Source organism: Cupriavidus laharis (assembly GCF_914271435.1).
Taxonomy (GTDB): Bacteria; Pseudomonadota; Gammaproteobacteria; order Burkholderiales; family Burkholderiaceae; genus Cupriavidus; species Cupriavidus laharis.
On record NZ_CAJZAI010000033.1, the window covers coordinates 1 to 16,880 of the forward strand.

Here is a 16,880-nt window from a genome sequence, read left to right on the forward strand (position 1 = left end):
CGGGAATCCAGCGTCTTGCAAGTCCCCCGAAGGGGGACAAAAAGTCACTGGGTCCCCGCCTGCGCGGGGACGACGAATATTTTGCGTTGTCATGAATTCTGGAAACATCAATAGGTTCTGGCTCGACCTGGTTCTGTTTCTGTATGAACGAGCGCCGCGCGGCGATTTGAAAGGAAGTCGCCCCGGGGAAACTCCCCGGGGCGAGTGACTGACTGAGTCCGATTGAGTTCCGGAGGCGCGCCTACCCCGAAGCCAGCACCCCGTACCGGTGCACGCGAATCTGGTTGAGCACGTCGCGCACGCCGAACACGGAGGCCGCGATATCCTCGATCTCATATTTGCTGCGCCTGTTGTTCACGGTGCCTTCCATCGTTACCACGCCGTCACGCACCTGTACGGTAACCTCGCTCACATCGAGCCCGTCTTCGTGCGCGAGCCGCGTGCACACTTCGTCATGGATACGGTCGTCGGGGCGGCGATAGTTGCGAGGGCCTTCGCCGCGGCGATCCCCTGCGTCCCCGCCACGGCCATGCCCGTATCCAGGACGTTGCCACGCCCGCTGATCGTCAAGACCATACATGGCGTAGCGGCCCGGCTCATGGCGCGCATCGCCGCGCGCTTCCCCATACCGTTCCCGCATGGGTTCAGCGCCGGAGGGCCAGCCCCACTCCTCGACATAGACGCCGATCCATTCCTCATCCGGGCCCCAATCCTCCTGGCCCCACGTGCCACGCCCCACTTCGCGCGGCAGCCGTGCTTCGGGATTGCCATGGCGTGCGGAAAGATGGCGCAGGCGCTCGTTTCGCTCATGCGCCGGCAAGCCGCTGTAGCCCTGGTCATTGCTCCCGTACTGGCGCTGGGGCGGTCTGCGCAGGTAGTCGTCGTCGCCGCGCTGGGAGTCGTCATCGCGGCGGCGATAGGGATAATCGCTTCGTCTCATTGGGCTTACCTCCTTTGCCATGCGCCACGGTGGCAATGATTTCAACCGGCGGTAAGAACGACCGCAATAGGACGCGGCGCTTCAGCGGCCTGCCCGTGGCCGGTCAGGCTCCGTCCATGAAGATGTTGCGTGGCCCGAGGCGCTGCCCCAGGTTCGGGCTTTCCATGCGTGCGCCGTCGGTATAGGGGTCAGGACGCCGCTGCTGTGTGGCATCCGGCATATAGGTGCCTGGCTGCGAGGGCGCTGCGGAAGGCTGCGCGGGCACTGTGGAAGGTTGCGATTCCGGCGCAAGGTCCTGGCGCGTGGACGCATTCGCGCCCTGCGTATAAGGATCGAACTTGTCCCCGGCGCGTCCGCCCTGCGTGTATGGATCGGGGGTGCCGCGCGGCGTTGACGGCGATTGCGCCAGAGCAGGAATTGTCGCTGCCGCGAGCGCCGCAGCCAGTAACAGGCGGCTCGGTCGTAAGTGTTTCATGGTTACCTCCGTTCGCGCGCGAAGTGCGCGCCTGTCGCCACTGTCTAGCGAAAGGCATGCCCGGCGTGGAGGCGGCGCATGTGGCGCATTGGCTGGGAACAGAAGCAAACCCCGCTACTGCCGTGGCAGGGCCGGCTGCGCGGCCCTGCCATTCCTGTCGAGCAGGCGGTATTGGAAGGCGGTATTCAGCCCACGCTGGCGCGTGCCGGTTCCTCGGTCCGCGCCAGTACCGGCACCAGCGCCGCGCCCGTGTGGCTGGCCGGCATGCGCTGCAGCGCCTCCGGAGCAGCCGTGCCCACAATGGTGCCGCCGCCCGCGCCGCCTTCCGGGCCTAGGTCGATGATCCAGTCGGCTTCAGCGATCACATCGAGGTCGTGCTCGATCACCACCACGCTGTGGCCGCCGTCGGTGAGCCGGTGCAACACGCGGATCAGCCGCGCCACATCGGCCATGTGCAGGCCCACGGTCGGCTCGTCCAGCACGTACAGCGTGTGCGGCGCCTTCTGGCCGCGGCGCGTGACGTCGTCGCGCACCTTGCTCAGTTCCGTGACCAGCTTGATGCGCTGCGCCTCGCCGCCCGACAGCGTGGGCGACGGCTGGCCGAGCGTCAGGTAGCCCAGGCCCACGTCCTTCATCAGTTGCAGCGGATGGGCGATGTTCGACATCGCGGAGAAGAACTCCACCGCCTCGTCGATCTCCATCGTCAGCACTTCGCCGATATTCTTGCCGCGCCAGGTGACGGCCAGTGTCTCGGGGTTGAAGCGCTGGCCGTGGCAGACATCGCACGGCACCTTCACATCCGGCAGGAAGCTCATGCCGATGGTGCGCACACCCTGCCCCTCGCAGGCGGGGCAGCGGCCGTCGCCGGTATTGAAGGAGAAGCGCGACGCGGTGTAGCCGCGCGCACGCGCCTCCAGCGTGTCGGCAAACAGGCGGCGGATGGTGTCCCACACGCCGATATAGGTTGCCGGGCACGAGCGCGGCGTCTTGCCGATGGGGGTCTGGTCCACTTCCAGCACGCGGTCGATCGACTCCCAGCCCGTGATCGATTCACAACCGTACCAGTCATGGTCGACCTTGAGTACCTTCCTTTCCGCTTTGATGCCCCTGGCTGCAGCGTCCTGCTGCGCGGCATTGCGTGCGCGGCGCGTGGCGGGCGACGACAGCACCGAACGGCCCACCGCATCGAGCAGGTTGGTCATCAGCACATCGCGCGCAAGCGTGGACTTGCCCGACCCGCTCACGCCCGTAATGGCCACCAGCCGCGACAGCGGAATGCGCGCCGTGACATCGCGCAGGTTGTGCAGCGATGCCCCATGCACGGTCAGCCATTCGGGCGGATCAGCCGGCTTGCCGGCAGCGCCGGGTTTCACCGCGCGCCGCGCCTGCAGCGGATGCACGATGGGCCGCGCCAGGAACTGCCCGGTGGTGGAATCCGCTGCCGCGGCAAGGTCCTCCACGCCGCCCTGCGCCACCAGCGTGCCGCCGCGCTTGCCTGCGCCGGGACCGATGTCGATGATGTGGTCGGCACGGCGGATGGTGTCTTCGTCGTGTTCCACCACTACCAGCGTGTTGCCCTTGTCGCCGAGCTTGCGCAGCGCGTCCAGCAGGATCTGGTTGTCGCGCGGATGCAGGCCGATGGTCGGCTCGTCGAGCACGTAGCACACGCCCTGCAGGTTGCTGCCGAGTTGCGCGGCCAGGCGGATGCGCTGCGCCTCGCCGCCCGACAGGCTTGGCGCCGCACGGTCCAGGGTCAGGTAGCCGAGGCCGACTTCCTCCAGGAACTGCAGGCGGCTGCCGATCTCGCTGATGACGTCGCGGGCGATGTCGGCGTCGCGCCCCGTGAGGCGCAGCCCGTCGACCCAGCGGCGCGTATCCGAGACGGTCCATTGCGCCACGTCGACGATCGCGTTCTCGTCAAACGTCACGGCGCGCGCGACCGGGTTCAGGCGCGTGCCGTGGCAGTCCGGGCATGGGGTGTCGCCCACGCCTTCCGGCTCCTGCTCTTCGGACGGCAGGCTCTGCTCGCGGCCGCGGTCGTCGCCGGCCAGCACGGTGTCGTCAAACGCCGCCCGCTGTTCGCGCGTCAGCGTCAGGCCCGTGCCCACGCAGGTCGTGCACCAGCCATGTTTGCTGTTGTACGAGAACATGCGCGGGTCCAGTTCGGGATAGCTCGTGCCGCAAACCGGGCAGGCACGCTTGGTCGAAAACACCTTGACCTCGCCGACATGCGCGGTGCCGTCACCGTTGTGCATGGCGTCGTGCAGGCCGTCCAGCGGCGCCAGCAGGTGCATCACGCCCTTGCCCGCTTCCAGCGCCTGCGCCAGCAAGGCGCGCAGCTGGCCTTCGTTCTCCGGCGAGATCACCAGGTCGCCCACGGGCAGTTCGATGGTGTGCTCACGGAAGCGGTCCAGCCGCGGCCATGGATCGACCGGCAGGAATTCGCCATCCACGCGCAGGTGCGTGTTGCCGCGCGCCTTGGCCCACTTGGCCAGATCTGTATAGACCCCCTTGCGGTTCACCACCAGCGGCGCCAGGAAACCGACATGTTCGCCGCGATGGTCGCGCAGCAACTGCGCGGCAATGGACTCGGGGCTCTGCGAGGTCACCGGCGCGCCGTCATGCACGCAGTGCTGGATGCCCAGCTTCACATACAGCAGGCGCAGGAAGTGCCAGACTTCCGACGTGGTCGCCACCGTGCTCTTGCGGCCGCCGCGCGACAGGCGCTGCTCGATCGCGACGGTCGGCGGAATGCCGTAGACCGCGTCCACTTCCGGCCGGCCCGCCGGCTGCACGATCGAACGTGCATAGGCGTTGAGCGACTCCAGGTAGCGGCGCTGCCCTTCGTGGAACAGGATGTCGAATGCCAGCGTCGACTTGCCGGAACCGGACACGCCCGTCACGACATTGAACTTGCCGTGCGGGATGTCGACGTTGAGCGACTTCAGGTTGTGTTCGTGCGCATTGACGATGCGCACCACGTCCTCGCCTTCGATTGCCCGGCGCGCGCGCCTGGCCTGCAGGGCGGCCTGCAGCGGCACGCCTTCGCCTTCGGCGCGCTCGGCAGCCAGCGTGCCGGCTTCGCCGAGCGCGGCGTCATAGTGGATCAGCGCCTGGCCGGTATGGGACTCGGCGCAGCCCTTCACGTCTTCGGGCGTGCCGGTGCAGACCACGCGGCCGCCGGCGTCGCCGCCTTCGGGACCAAGGTCGATCAGCCAGTCCGCGGCGCGGATCACATCGAGGTTGTGCTCGATCACCACCAGCGAATGGCCTCCGTCCAGCAGCTTGCCGAACGCGCGCATCAGCTTGGCGATGTCGTCGAAATGCAGGCCCGTGGTGGGCTCGTCGAACATGAACAGGCGCTTGGGCGACGTGTCGGGCCGGATCACGCGCCCCTTGGGCTGCGCCGCCTGTGCGGCTTCGGCCAGGAAACCCGCGAGCTTGAGGCGTTGCGCCTCGCCGCCGGAAAGCGTCGGGACCGGCTGGCCAAGCTTCACGTACTCCAGGCCCACGTCGACGATGGGCTGCAGGACACGCAGCACCGCGGCGTCGCCGGCAAAGTAGGCGGCAGCCTCCGACACAGTTAGCTCGAGCACGTCGGCCACGCTCAGCGCGCGCGGCGGCTGGCCCGGCAAGGCGCGCTCGATCTTCACCTCCAGCACTTCGGGGCGGTAGCGGCTACCGTCGCAGTCCGGGCAGCGCAGGTAGACGTCGCTGAGGAACTGCATCTCCACGTGCTCGAAGCCCGAGCCGCCGCAGGTCGGGCAGCGCCCGTCGCCCGAGTTGAAGCTGAAGGTGCCCGCCGTATAGCTGCGCTGCACGGCCATCGGCGCCTTGGCGAAGATCTTGCGGATCTCGTCGAATGCGCCCACGTAGCTGGCCGGGTTGGAACGCGCGGTCTTGCCGATCGGCGACTGGTCGACGAAGACCACGTCATCGACAAGGTCCGCGCCAAGCAGCGCGCGGTGCGTGCCCGGCGATTCGGTGGCCTTGCCGAAATGGCGCGCCATGGCCGGGTACAGCACGTCCTGCAGCAGCGTGGACTTGCCCGAGCCGGACACGCCCGTCACGCAAACCAGCCGCTGCAACGGGATTTCCACCGTCACGTCCTGCAGGTTGTGCTCGGTGGCGCCTTCGAGCACGATACGCGGCACCGTGCCATCGACCGGGCGAAGCTGCCAGTGCGAGGCGTCGGCCACGCGCTTGCGGCCGCCCAGGTATTCGCCGGTGAGCGTGCCCGCGCCGCGGATGTCCTTTGGTGTGCCGTCGAAGATGATGTTCCCGCCGCGCTCGCCGGGGCCGGGGCCCATGTCGATCAGGCGGTCGGCAGCCAGCATCACCGACGGATCGTGTTCGACCACCACCAGCGTGTTGCCGGCGTCGCGCAGACGGTGCATGGCCTCGACGATGCGGTTCAGGTCGCGCGGGTGCAGGCCGATGCTGGGCTCGTCCAGCACGAACAGCGTGTTGACCAGCGAAGTGCCCAGCGCCGTGGTCAGGTTGATGCGCTGCACCTCGCCGCCGGACAGCGTGCGGCTCTGGCGGTCCAGCGTCAGGTAGCCCAGGCCCACGTCGCACAGGTACTTGAGCCGTGTACGGACTTCCGCGAGCAGCAGCTTGAGCGCGTCGTCGAGCATGCTGCTCGAAAGCGTCAGGTCATCGAAGAAACGGCGGATGCGCGCGATCGGCATCAGCATCAGGTCGTGCACGGTCAGGCCGGGCAGCGACTCGAGCTGCGTTCGGTCCCAATCCACGCCGCGCGGCAGGAAGCGCTGCGGCGGGGCGAGCACGGCGTCGGCATTGTCCTTCGAGCCGAGGCGCCACAGCAGCGATTCGGTCTTCAGGCGCGCGCCGCCGCAGGTTTCGCAGGGCGTGTAGCTGCGGTACTTCGACAGCAGCACGCGGATGTGCATCTTGTAGGCCTTGGACTCCAGGTAGCTGAAGAACCGCATCACGCCATACCACTGCTTGTTCCACTGGCCGTTCCAGTCCGGCGAGCCGTGGACGACCCAGTGGCGCTGCGCCTCGGTCAGTTCCGACCATGGCGTGTCGCGCGGGATGTCGGCCCTGGCCGCGTAGCGCATCAGGTCGTCCTGGCATTCCTTCCAGGCCGGCGTCTGCATCGGCTTGATGGCGCCCTGGCGCAACGTCTTGCGCGCGTCCGGAATGACCAGACCGAGGTCCACGCCGATCACGCGGCCAAACCCGCGGCAGGTCTCGCAGGCGCCATAGGCGGAATTGAACGAGAACAGCGCCGGCTGCGGGTCTGCATAGCGCAGGTCGCTGTCCGGGCTGTGCAGACCCGTGGAGAAGCGCCAGATCGGCCCTTCGCCTTCATCGGCCAGCACATAGACGTTGACGCGCCCGCCGCCGCGCCGCAAGGACGCTTCAATGGCCTCCACCGCGCGCGCCTTTTCCACCGAGCCGATGCGGAAGCGGTCCGCCACCACGTCCAGCACCTTGCGCGCACCGCTCGACGATTCGACGACGCGCTGCGCCTGCACGCGGGTATAGCCGCTCACCGACAGCCATTGCTGGACTTCGTCCTCGGTGGTGGATTCGGGCAGCTCGACCGGGAACGTCACCACCAGCCTGGCATCGCGATGCGGCTGGCCTGCGGCCGTGCGCGCGAGCAATTCCGCGTAGATCGTTTCCGGCGAATCATGGCGCACGGGCTGCGCGGTCTGCCGGTCGAACAGTTCCGCGGCGCGCGCGTAGAGCAGCTTCAGGTGGTCGTTCAGCTCCGTCATCGTGCCGACCGTCGAGCGCGAGCTGCGCACCGGGTTGGTCTGGTCGATGGCAATGGCCGGCGGCACGCCGTCCACGCGCTCCACCTGCGGGCGGTCCATGCGGTCCAGGAACTGGCGCGCATAGGCGCTGAAGGTCTCCACGTAGCGCCGCTGGCCCTCGGCATAGAGTGTGTCGAACACCAGGCTGGACTTGCCTGACCCGGACGGGCCGGTCACCACCGTCATCTCGCCGGGGCGAAGATCCAGGTCGACATCCTTGAGGTTGTGCTGGCGGGCGCCCCGAATGCGGATCAGCTGCTTGCTCGACACGTTTTTCTCTTTTGAATCAGGTGGTTAGACGATCAACGCGCAAGGCATGCCGCGCGAGAAAAATACCTTAGCACAGAGGCAGGCGGGCGCCTCGCACACCATTTCGACATCGCGCCAACGTTTGGAAGCCGCGTCTCCCGACCACTGTATATTTGTACAGTTTAACACTATGGAAAAGAACAAGTTACGCTTCTTGCGGCATCAGCGGAAAGCTCTATCGTGGCGGCATGTTCACTTCATGGCGTTTCGTTTATTGCGAATTTCGTTTGTTTCGAATACAGTCGATGCACCGTGCACCGACTGAAACCGACGAGATTCCAAGATGACCGCCAACCTGACCACAATGAGCCTTCCCGGAGAAAAGGAAGTCCAGGCCGCCGAACAAGGGCAGCGCATGCTGGCCGCCTACCTCGCGACCGGCTTCGACATCCAGAAGATCCAGATCTTCGACGACAGGAATGAACCGCACCAGATCGAGTTGCCGACCACTGCGCTGCGACTGCTCGTGGATATCCTGGCCGAACTGGCCGATGGCAATGCCGTTCAGGTTGTCCCGGTTCATGCGGAACTGACCACTCAAGAGGCTGCGGATCTGTTGAATGTGTCCAGGCCATACCTGGTCAGGCTGCTGGAAGACGGCGCCCTGCCATTCCACAAGACCGGAAAGCACCGGCGGGTGCGCTTCCGCGACCTGATGGAATACAAGCAAAAGCGCGACAGGGCCAGTGCTGATGCCATGACCGGGCTCGCCGCGCAGGGGCAGGAACTGGGAATGGGCTACGAGTGAAGCATTCCACGTTCACGGTCTTGTACGATGCCTGCGTCCTGTACCCGGCGCCACTGCGCGACCTGCTCATGTGGCTGGCGCTTTCCGGGAGATTCCGCGCGCGCTGGAGCGCGCGCATCCATGAGGAATGGAAACGCAATCTGCTGAAGAACCGTACGGATCTGTCCCGCCGCCAGCTCGATCGAACATCCGACCTGATGGATGCCGCCGTACCGGACGCGGTGGTGGAAGGCTACGAGGATCTGATCGCGGGCCTCGCGTTGCCAGACCCGGACGACCGCCACGTCCTTGCGGCGGCGATACGTTGCAACGCCAGCGTGATCGTCACGTTCAACCTGGGGGATTTCCCGTCACGCGTGCTGGAGCCGCTCGGCATGGAAGCACAGCACCCGGACGAGTTTGTTGAAAACCTGCTTGATCTCGCCCCTGCGGCAGTGGTCGGCGCTGTGCAGAACCACCGGCGCACGCTTCGAAGTCCTGTGCTGAGCACACCGGCCTATCTCGAGACCTTGCTTAGGCATGGCCTGCCAGGAACGGTGAAAGGGCTAAAGCCCTACGGATCGACCCTGTAGCCGGTCGCGACACTCAATCCAGCAAATGCCCCATCCGCGACCGCTTGGTCGCCAGGTATTTTTCGTTCTCGGCATTGGGCGGCACGATATGCCGCAACTGCTCTTTCACAACGATGCCAGCCTTCTCCAGTGCTGCAGCCTTGAGCGGGTTGTTGCTCATCAGGCGCACGGACTTCACGCCCCACTGGTGCAGCAGGTCGGCAGCAAACGCATAGTTGCGCGCGTCGATGGCCTGGCCGAGCGCCAGGTTGGCATCGACCGTATCGAGCCCTGTGTCCTGCAGCGCGTAGGCGCGGATCTTCTCGGCCAGGCCGATGCCGCGGCCCTCATGGCCGCGCAGGTACAGCAGGATGCCGCGGCCCTCGGCGGCGATCTTTTCCATCGCCAGCTCCAGTTGCGGACCGCAGTCGCACCGGCAGGAACCGAACACGTCCCCGGTCAGGCACTCCGAATGCATGCGAATCAGCACATCTTCGCCCGTGATGTCACCCACGCTGAGGGCAAGGTGCTCGGTGCCCGAATCCACGCCCTTGAAGGCGTGTGCCGTAAATTCACCGAATCGGGTCGGCAGGCGCGCCGAATCGATCAGCGTAATCTCTGTGTCGTTCATACCGGTATTCAAGGAAATCGGGCGCCGGCCGGGCCGGCACCGCTCGATATTATGAGTGGAATTGTATCTTCACGCTTGCCGACGGCGCCGGCAGGCGCTTTGAACCATTTGTTCAGAAGCTTGCAACGGCCTCATCCAAGCGGCAGAGCGGTGCTGTAAAGCACCTGCTTGAGCGCGAAACTCGAGCGGATGTTCAACACACCGGGAATGCGCGTGATCTGGTCAATGATCAGGCGCTCCAGCGCCTCTACGTCAGGTACCACCACGCGCAGCAGGTAGTCGGAGTCGCCCGACATCAGGTAGCACTCCATCACCTGTGGCAGGCTCGTGATGCGGCGCTCGAACGTGTCCAGCGTCTCACGCCGCTGCTTGTCGAGCGAGACCTGGATGAACACCACCACTTTCAGTCCGAGCCGGCGCGCGTCAAGCAGGGTCACCTTGCGTGAGATCACACCGCACTTTTCGAGCTGCTTGACCCGCGCCAGGCATGGCGATGGCGACAGGTTGACCCGGCTAGCCAGCTCGACATTGGTCAGGCTGCCATCACGCTGCAATTCGCTCAGGATCCGGATGTCCGTGGCGTCCAGGTTAATGTCCAGCACGTTACGCTTCCCGTTTGGCAGAATTCAGCATTGTATGCCGCCTCGGGACGATGCAGCCGCGCCGGCGCTGCGCGCGAACACGGCTCAGGGAGCGACTGAGGGCTCTCTTTTCAGCGTGCGCAGCACGAAGGTGGAATGGCTGTGGCGCAGGCCCGGCAGCTTGTACAGCTTGTGCCGCAGGAATTCCTCGTAGCCTTCGGTACCTGCCACTGCGACCTTGATCAGGTAGTCATACTCGCCCGTCAGCAGATGGGCCTCCAGGACTTCCGGCAACTCAGCGAGCGCCTGGCCGAAGCGGTCGAGCATGTCGTCGTCATGCCGCTCCAGCGTAACCTCGATCAGCACCGTATCCGGCAAGCCCAGCGCCTTCTGGTTCAGTAGCGCCGCATAGCCCTCGATCACACCGCTTTCTTCCAATGCGCGCACGCGGTTCCAACAAGGCGTGGCGGACAGGCCAACCTGCTCCGCCAGCCTGGCATTCGACAGCCGGCCATCGCGCCGCAGCTCACGCAGGATGCGGCGGTCGATATCGTCAAGCTTGGAAATGGTTGCCACGGGATTTCTCCATGAAAAAGAATTATCGTCCCCATATTCTATTTCATGAAGATCATTCATCTCCATATTTGGTCAATCAGCAGGAAAATCAGAAGCCAATTTTGCCGGTCCGCTGGTAAATTTACCTGACCGACTCACTTGCTTCCCACGCCACATGCCCGCCTCTTCCAATCCCACCTTGCAGCTGAATTTGCGCCTTGCCGCCGACGATCCCCTTGGCGCCATGGAATGGGTACTGGCCAACGCGCGCCGCACCGGCCTTGCCCTGCAACAGTTGCGCTTCGACGCAGAAGCGCGCCATCTGGTAAATGCCACGCTGACTGCGGCGGAAACCGATCTGCTGCACCTGTTCGTCCGGCGTCTGGGCAACGGCATGGACGTGGAGGTCCTGCTGGCCGATTTCGGCGAAGAGGATCTCGTCGATGCCATTGACGGCCGGGCTATCCCGGCCAGCTTCGAACCCGCCCTGGCCCTGCACGCCTGACCGTCCGCTCAGCCAGGCGGGAGCAGTTCGATGCCGTCCAGCTGCGCGGCGCAGATATCCCGAACGATCGAGACGAAATCCGCCACATAGGGCCGCTGCGAAATCGCGGCGGGAACCGTGGCGTACAACTCGCTCCACAGCCCTTTGGTTCCGATGCGCTTGGCCAGCACGTAATCGTGGTCGACGTAGTTCTTCACGCCCCAGTTCGGCAGCGCCGCCACACCGCGACGGCTGGCGACCAGTTGCAGCACGGCCACGGTCAGTTCGGCGGTACGCCGCTGCAGGTGGATACCGGCAGGTTCCAGCACTTCGCGGATCAGGTCGATGCGCTGCTCGGGCACCGGGTAGGTGATCAGCGTCTCGCCTTCCAGGTCTGCCGCTTCGATGCGGCGCTTGTTGCGCAGCCGGTGCTCGTTGGCCAGTACCGCCAGGATCTCGAAGCGGAACAGCGGTGCCACTTCCAGCCCACGGCGCGTGGCCGGCATGGAGCCGATCACCATGTCCGCGCGCCCTTCGCCAAGCAAGGCGATCGGATCGGCGTGAAAGCCCGCCACCAGGTCGACTTCCACTTCAGGCCAGCGCCGGCGGAACTCGTCCATCACCGGCATCAGCCAGTCAAAACAGGTGTGGCACTCCAGCACCACGCGCAGTTCGCCGCGCGTGTCACCCTTGAGCCGCTCGATATCGCGGTCGGCGGCGCTCACGGCGGCCAGCACCTCGCGCGCCAGCGCCAGCAGGCGCTCGCCGGCAGGCGTGAAGCGCAGCCCCTGGCGCGTGCGATCGAACAGCGGCAGGCCGTAGTGCGCCTCGATGGCCTTGATCTGGTGGGACAGCGCTGACTGGCTCACGTGCACGCGTTCGGCCGCAGTAGCCAGCCTGCCGGATTCCGCAATGGCCACCAGCGAGCGGAAATGCCTGACCTCGATCACGCCCCGCTCCTTTCCACTGCGCGTTGCGCTCGCCTGATATGAAATTCATTCATACTTTGTTTAAAACTTGTCGCTTGATTCATTTTACGGCGAAACCCACACTGTGCGCCAGACAAGACCTTTGGGAGCATCGTCATGGCACGCACACACATCCTCGGCTTTCCGCGCATCGGCGCGCGCCGCGAACTGAAATTCGCGCAGGAGTCCTTCTGGCGCGGCAAAAGCACGGAAGCCGACCTGCGCGCCGTGGCCGCCAGCCTGCGCAACCGCCACTGGCAACTGCAGGCCGACAGCGGCCTGGACTCGGTTGCCACCGGCGACTTCGCCTACTACGACCAGGTGCTGAGCCTGACGGCGCTGCTGGGTGCGCTGCCGCGCCGCTTCGGCTTCGAGGCGGCCAGCCTGACGCTGGCCCAGTATTTCGAACTGGCACGCGGCAACCGCGAGCAGCCGGCCATGGAAATGACCAAGTGGTTCGATACGAACTACCACTACCTGGTGCCGGAACTGGACTCTGCCACCCGCTTCGACGGCGGCCCGGACTGGTTCTTCGAGGAGATCGAAGAGGCGCTGGCGCTCGGCGTGAAGGCCCGGCCGGTGCTGATCGGGCCCGTTACCTACCTGTGGCTGTCCAAGACACACGAGGCCGGGTTCGACAAGCTGTCGCTGCTGCCGCAACTGACGCAGGCCTACCAGCGCATCCTGGCGCGCCTGCAGGCCCGCGGCATCGAGTGGGTGCAGATCGACGAGCCGGCGCTGAGCCTGGATCTCGACGCGAACTGGCTGGACGCCTACGACCACGCCTACGCGGCATTGGCCCGGTCCGGCGTGAAGCTGCTGCTTGCCACCTATTTCGATAGCGCGGCCGACCACGCCGCCCGTGCCGCCGCGCTGCCGGTGCAAGGTTTCCACATCGACCTGGTGCGTGCGCCCGCCCAGCTCGACGCATGGCGCCGGGTGCTGCCGGCGGATGCGGTGCTGTCCGTCGGCGTGATCGACGGCCGCAATATCTGGCGTACCGACCTGCGCCGCGCGCTCGATACGCTGCGGCCGCTGCACGCCGAACTCGGCGAGCGGCTGTGGCTGGCGCCGTCGTGCTCGCTGTTGCACGTGCCCGTGTCGCTGGAACATGAGGTACGTCTTGATGCCGAACTCAAGTCCTGGCTGGCCTTTGCCACCGAAAAGCTGGGCGAGTTGCGCGTGCTGGCCACGGCGCTGAACCAGGGCGAAGCCGCCGTCGCCACCCAGCTCGATGCGTCCGATACCGTGCAGGCTTCCCGCCGCCAGTCGCGCCGCGTGGTCAATCCGCGCGTGCAGCAGCGCCTGGCCACGGTCACGCCTGGCATGGCCGAGCGCGCCAGCCCGTTCAATGCGCGCATCGAACGCCAGCGCCAGGCCCTGCAGCTGCCGCTGCTGCCGACGACCACCATCGGCTCGTTCCCACAGACCGCGGCCATCCGCCAGACCCGCGCCGCCTACAAGCGCGGCGACATCGGCGCACTGGAGTACCTGCAGCGCATCCGCGGCGAAATCGAACTGGCCGTGCGCAAGCAGGAAGCTCTGGGCCTGGACGTGCTGGTGCACGGCGAGGCCGAGCGCAACGACATGGTCGAGTACTTCGGCGAGCAGCTGTGCGGCTATGCTTTCACCGAAAACGGCTGGGTGCAGAGCTACGGCTCGCGTTGCGTCAAGCCGCCCGTGATCTACGGCGACGTGTACCGGCCCGAGCCGATGACCGTGGACACCGCGCGCTATGCCCAGTCACTGACCGATCGCCCGATGAAGGGCATGCTGACCGGTCCGGTCACCATGCTGCAATGGTCGTTCGTGCGCGACGACCAGCCGCGCGCCGATACCGCACGCCAGCTCGCGCTGGCCATCCGCGACGAGGTGTGCGACCTGGAGCAGGCTGGCATCCGCGTGATCCAGATCGACGAGCCGGCGCTGCGCGAAGGCCTGCCGCTGCGCCGCGCCGACTGGGATGCGTACCTGGCCTGGGCGGTCAACGCCTTCCGGCTGTCGGCCGCGGGCGTGGCGGACCAGACCCAGATCCACACGCATATGTGCTATGCCGAGTTCAACGACATCCTGCCGTCGATCGCCGCGATGGACGCGGACGTCATCACCATCGAGACCTCGCGCTCGGCGATGGAGCTGCTGGAAGGCTTCGGCGACTTCGACTATCCGAACGAGATCGGGCCGGGTGTTTATGACATCCACTCGCCGCGCGTGCCGTCGGTGGACGCCATGGAAAAACTGCTGGACCGCGCCTGCGAGGTGGTGCCGCCGCAGCGCCTGTGGGTCAACCCCGACTGCGGGCTGAAGACGCGGAGCTGGGAAGAGACCGAGGCCGCGCTGGCCAATATGGTGTCCGCCGCGCGCAAGCTGCGCGGCCGCCTGGCGGGCCAGGATGCGCTGACGTGGAAGCAGGTATCGCGCCAGCAGGCGGTGCCGCCAGCACACCGCCACAACACGGATTGCGGCTGCAGTACGCGCGCAGCCTGAGCACCGCGCGGCCCGGGACTGTGACCCGGGCACCGCGCGTGCGTCGCTGTGTCACATAGCCGCAGCGGCCCGCGCTTCGTATCCTTGCCGGCTGTCGAATTACACTCAGAGCACCAGCGCCCGTTCCAGGCGGGTGCCGATGTGCCGGCAAAGGGAAATCATGAAACGAGCCACACACTGGCGGCGCGCCGCGGCGCTGCCAGCCGCCGCACTGACCGGCGCTGCCATCGCGCAGACCGCTCCTGCCACGGGAGTGGAGCCGGTCACGCTCCCCACTGTCACTGCCACCGCCAGGGCCGAAGGCTCGCTGACCGCGCCGGGCGTGGCAAAGCAGCGCGAATCGCTGTACCAGTCGGCCGGCTCTGTCGGTTTCGTGGATGCCGACAGCTACGCCAACACCTACGCCAGCAACCTGCGCGATGTGCTCAAGGACGCACCCGGCGTCTATGTGCAGGAGCGCTATGGCCAGGAACTGCGCCTGTCCATTCGCGGCTCCGGCATTGCGCGCGGCTTCCACACCCGGGGCCTGGAAATCCTGCAGGACGGCGTGCCGACCAACTTCGCCGACGGCAGCGGCGACTTCTACCAGATCGACCCGGTCGGCCTGAATGCGGCCGAGGTCTACAAGGGCGGCAACGGCCTGGCCTACGGCAGCACGACGCTCGGCGGTGCCGTCAACTTCACCACGCCCACGGTCTTCACTGCCGAGTCACCCAACCAGGTACGCGTCGACGGCGGCAGCTTCGGCACCGTCCGCGCTGCTGGCCAGGTTTCGCGCCAGATCGGCAATTTCGATTTCCTGGCCAACCTGAGCGTGGACCATTCGGAGGGCTACCGGGACCACGAGCGCGGCCAGTATGAGCAACTCAACGCCAACTTCGGCTACCGTTTCAGCCCCATGGTCGAAACGCGCTTCTATGTGGGCGCCTATGTCGTCGACCAGCTTCTGCCCGGCACACTGTCGCTGCAAGACGCGCTGAACAACCCGACCAAGGCCTCGGCCAGCGCGCTGGCCGGCGACCAGGCGCGCAACACGCGTACCGAGCGGCTGGCCAACGTCACCACGGTCAAGCTGGACAGCGGCCAGCTCGACTTCTCCACGTGGGTCATTCACAAGAACCTGTACCACCCGATCTTCCAGGTCATCGACCAGGACTACTGGACCTATGGCTTCGCGCCGCGCTACACCGGCACGCAAACCATCGGCGGCATGCGCAACGAGCTCATCGCCGGGGCGAGGTTCTTTGGCGGCAACAATGACGCGCGCCAGTATGTCAACGTCTCGGGCAACCGCGGTGCCCAGACCCTCAATGCCAGACAGGATGCCTACAACTACGAGGCCTACCTGGAAGACCGCCTCTATGTGGTGCCCACCGTCGCCCTGATGGCCGGCGCCAAGGCCTACTACAACGAGCGCCGCTACAAGGATTTCGGCGGCCTGCCCGCCAACCCGGTGCCCAAGGCCGACGACACCAGCTACAGCGGTGTGAATCCCAAGTTCGGCGTGCTGTGGGAACCTGCCAAGAACGTGCAGGCCTTTGCGGACATCACGCGCAGCGCCGATGTGCCGGACTTCAGCGACCTGAACCAGACCATCAGCAGCACCACGCAGTTCGTGCCGCTTTCCACCCAGCATGGCTGGACCCTGGAACTGGGCACCCGCGGGCGCCGCGAACGGCTGGCGTGGGATCTTACGCTTTACCGCTCGCTGGTGCGCGACCAGTTGCTGCAGTACACGACCAACCCGAACGTGCCGGCCGCCACCTTCAACGCCAACCGCACCACGCTGCAAGGCGTGGAGCTGGGGCTCAGCGCAGACCTGCTGCAGAACGTGGCCACCACGGCCGACAAGGTCTCGCTGTCGCAACTGTGGAACTACAGCGATTTCCGCTTCGACAACGACGCGCAGTACGGCAACAACCGCATTGCCGGCGTGCCCGAGCACGTGCTGCGCACCACGCTGGCCTACAGCCAGGCGTCCGGGCTGCGCGTCGCCGGCACCATCGACTGGGTGCCGACGGGCGCCTTCGTCGACTACGCGAACACGCTCAAGGTGCCGTCCTACGTGCTGTTCGGCGTGCAGGCCAGCTACGACTTCAAGCATGGCCTGACGCTGTTCCTCGACGCGCGCAACCTCGGCAACAAGCGCTATGTGAGCGACTTCAGCACCGTCACCGATGCGCGCACCGCCAATACGGCGGTGTTCTATCCCGGGACCGGCCGCGCGCTCTATGCGGGCGTGCGATACAAGTTCTGAGTGCGCCGGGAGACCGGCAAGGAGTAGGTGGTGCAAGTCCACTACGATGAAGGAATAGCGAACCACATCGGCCCCGAGCCGTGCGCAGGTCACCGCGAGGTGGTC

Annotated in this window: 12 protein-coding genes; 5 read left to right on the forward strand and 7 right to left on the reverse strand. The window is 66.0% G+C overall.

Translation table 11 applies throughout. The features are described 5' to 3' along the window. Positions 1-241: 241 nt before the first annotated feature. The 3 genes from LDO29_RS27765 to uvrA all read right to left on the reverse strand — a co-directional run bounded on the left by LDO29_RS27765 (position 242) and on the right by uvrA (position 7,474). Complete coding sequence (locus LDO29_RS27765) at positions 242-940, reverse strand: BON domain-containing protein (protein WP_224082938.1); 699 nt, start codon at positions 938-940, stop codon at positions 242-244. Between the two features lie 103 nt (positions 941-1,043). After that, positions 1,044-1,415 carry an endonuclease gene (locus LDO29_RS27770; protein ID WP_224082939.1) on the reverse strand — a complete coding sequence of 124 codons (372 nt, stop codon included), beginning with the start codon at positions 1,413-1,415 and terminating at the stop codon, positions 1,044-1,046. A 185-nt stretch (positions 1,416-1,600) separates the two neighbouring features. Next, positions 1,601-7,474 (reverse strand): excinuclease ABC subunit UvrA, encoded by a 5,874-nt coding sequence (gene uvrA, locus LDO29_RS27775; RefSeq protein ID WP_224082940.1) that lies wholly within the window; start codon positions 7,472-7,474, stop codon positions 1,601-1,603. Between the two features lie 322 nt (positions 7,475-7,796). Here uvrA and LDO29_RS27780 point away from each other — a divergent pair, with 322 nt between their 5' ends. Continuing rightward, positions 7,797-8,261 carry a helix-turn-helix domain-containing protein gene (locus LDO29_RS27780; RefSeq protein ID WP_224082941.1) on the forward strand — a complete coding sequence of 155 codons (465 nt, stop codon included), beginning with the start codon at positions 7,797-7,799 and terminating at the stop codon, positions 8,259-8,261. After that, on the forward strand, positions 8,258-8,833 hold the full coding sequence (locus LDO29_RS27785; RefSeq protein WP_224082942.1) for a PIN domain-containing protein: 576 nt from the start codon (positions 8,258-8,260) through the stop codon (positions 8,831-8,833). Before LDO29_RS27780 ends, LDO29_RS27785 begins: the two co-directional genes overlap by 4 nt. 13 nt (positions 8,834-8,846) lie before the next feature. Here the strand turns inward: LDO29_RS27785 and ribA are convergent, their stop codons facing one another. The 3 genes from ribA to LDO29_RS27800 all read right to left on the reverse strand — a co-directional run bounded on the left by ribA (position 8,847) and on the right by LDO29_RS27800 (position 10,600). After that, positions 8,847-9,443 (reverse strand): GTP cyclohydrolase II, encoded by a 597-nt coding sequence (gene ribA / locus LDO29_RS27790; protein ID WP_224082943.1) that lies wholly within the window; start codon positions 9,441-9,443, stop codon positions 8,847-8,849. 131 nt (positions 9,444-9,574) lie between these two features. After that, on the reverse strand, positions 9,575-10,045 hold the full coding sequence (locus LDO29_RS27795) for an Lrp/AsnC family transcriptional regulator (protein ID WP_224082944.1): 471 nt from the start codon (positions 10,043-10,045) through the stop codon (positions 9,575-9,577). 84 nt (positions 10,046-10,129) lie between these two features. After that, positions 10,130-10,600, reverse strand: a complete 471-nt coding sequence (locus LDO29_RS27800; protein ID WP_224082945.1) for an Lrp/AsnC family transcriptional regulator — start codon at positions 10,598-10,600, stop codon at positions 10,130-10,132. A 190-nt stretch (positions 10,601-10,790) separates the two neighbouring features. Between LDO29_RS27800 and LDO29_RS27805 the strand changes: the two genes are divergently transcribed. Further along, positions 10,791-11,084, forward strand: a complete 294-nt coding sequence (locus LDO29_RS27805; protein ID WP_318035537.1) for an AsnC family transcriptional regulator — start codon at positions 10,791-10,793, stop codon at positions 11,082-11,084. A gap of 8 nt (positions 11,085-11,092) precedes the next feature. Here the strand turns inward: LDO29_RS27805 and LDO29_RS27810 are convergent, their stop codons facing one another. Next, positions 11,093-12,013, reverse strand: coding sequence for a LysR family transcriptional regulator (locus LDO29_RS27810; protein ID WP_224082947.1), 921 nt, complete (start codon positions 12,011-12,013; stop codon positions 11,093-11,095). Between the two features lie 135 nt (positions 12,014-12,148). Between LDO29_RS27810 and metE the strand changes: the two genes are divergently transcribed. Further along, positions 12,149-14,518, forward strand: a complete 2,370-nt coding sequence (metE, locus tag LDO29_RS27815) for a 5-methyltetrahydropteroyltriglutamate--homocysteine S-methyltransferase (protein ID WP_224082948.1) — start codon at positions 12,149-12,151, stop codon at positions 14,516-14,518. 160 nt (positions 14,519-14,678) lie between these two features. Continuing rightward, complete coding sequence (locus tag LDO29_RS27820; protein ID WP_224082949.1) at positions 14,679-16,775, forward strand: TonB-dependent receptor family protein; 2,097 nt, start codon at positions 14,679-14,681, stop codon at positions 16,773-16,775. The last annotated feature ends 105 nt before the right edge of the window (positions 16,776-16,880 follow it).

Bases quoted from the DNA above. Each gene is read 5' to 3' on its own strand.
- LDO29_RS27820 (WP_224082949.1), top strand. From the start codon at position 14,679: ATGAAACGAGCCACACACTGGCGGCGCGCCGCGGCGCTGCCAGCCGCC.
- LDO29_RS27770 (WP_224082939.1), bottom strand. From the start codon at position 1,415: ATGAAACACTTACGACCGAGCCGCCTGTTACTGGCTGCGGCGCTCGCG.
- ribA (WP_224082943.1), bottom strand. From the start codon at position 9,443: ATGAACGACACAGAGATTACGCTGATCGATTCGGCGCGCCTGCCGACC.
- LDO29_RS27780 (WP_224082941.1), top strand. From the start codon at position 7,797: ATGACCGCCAACCTGACCACAATGAGCCTTCCCGGAGAAAAGGAAGTC.
- metE (WP_224082948.1), top strand. From the start codon at position 12,149: ATGGCACGCACACACATCCTCGGCTTTCCGCGCATCGGCGCGCGCCGC.
- LDO29_RS27765 (WP_224082938.1), bottom strand. From the start codon at position 940: ATGAGACGAAGCGATTATCCCTATCGCCGCCGCGATGACGACTCCCAG.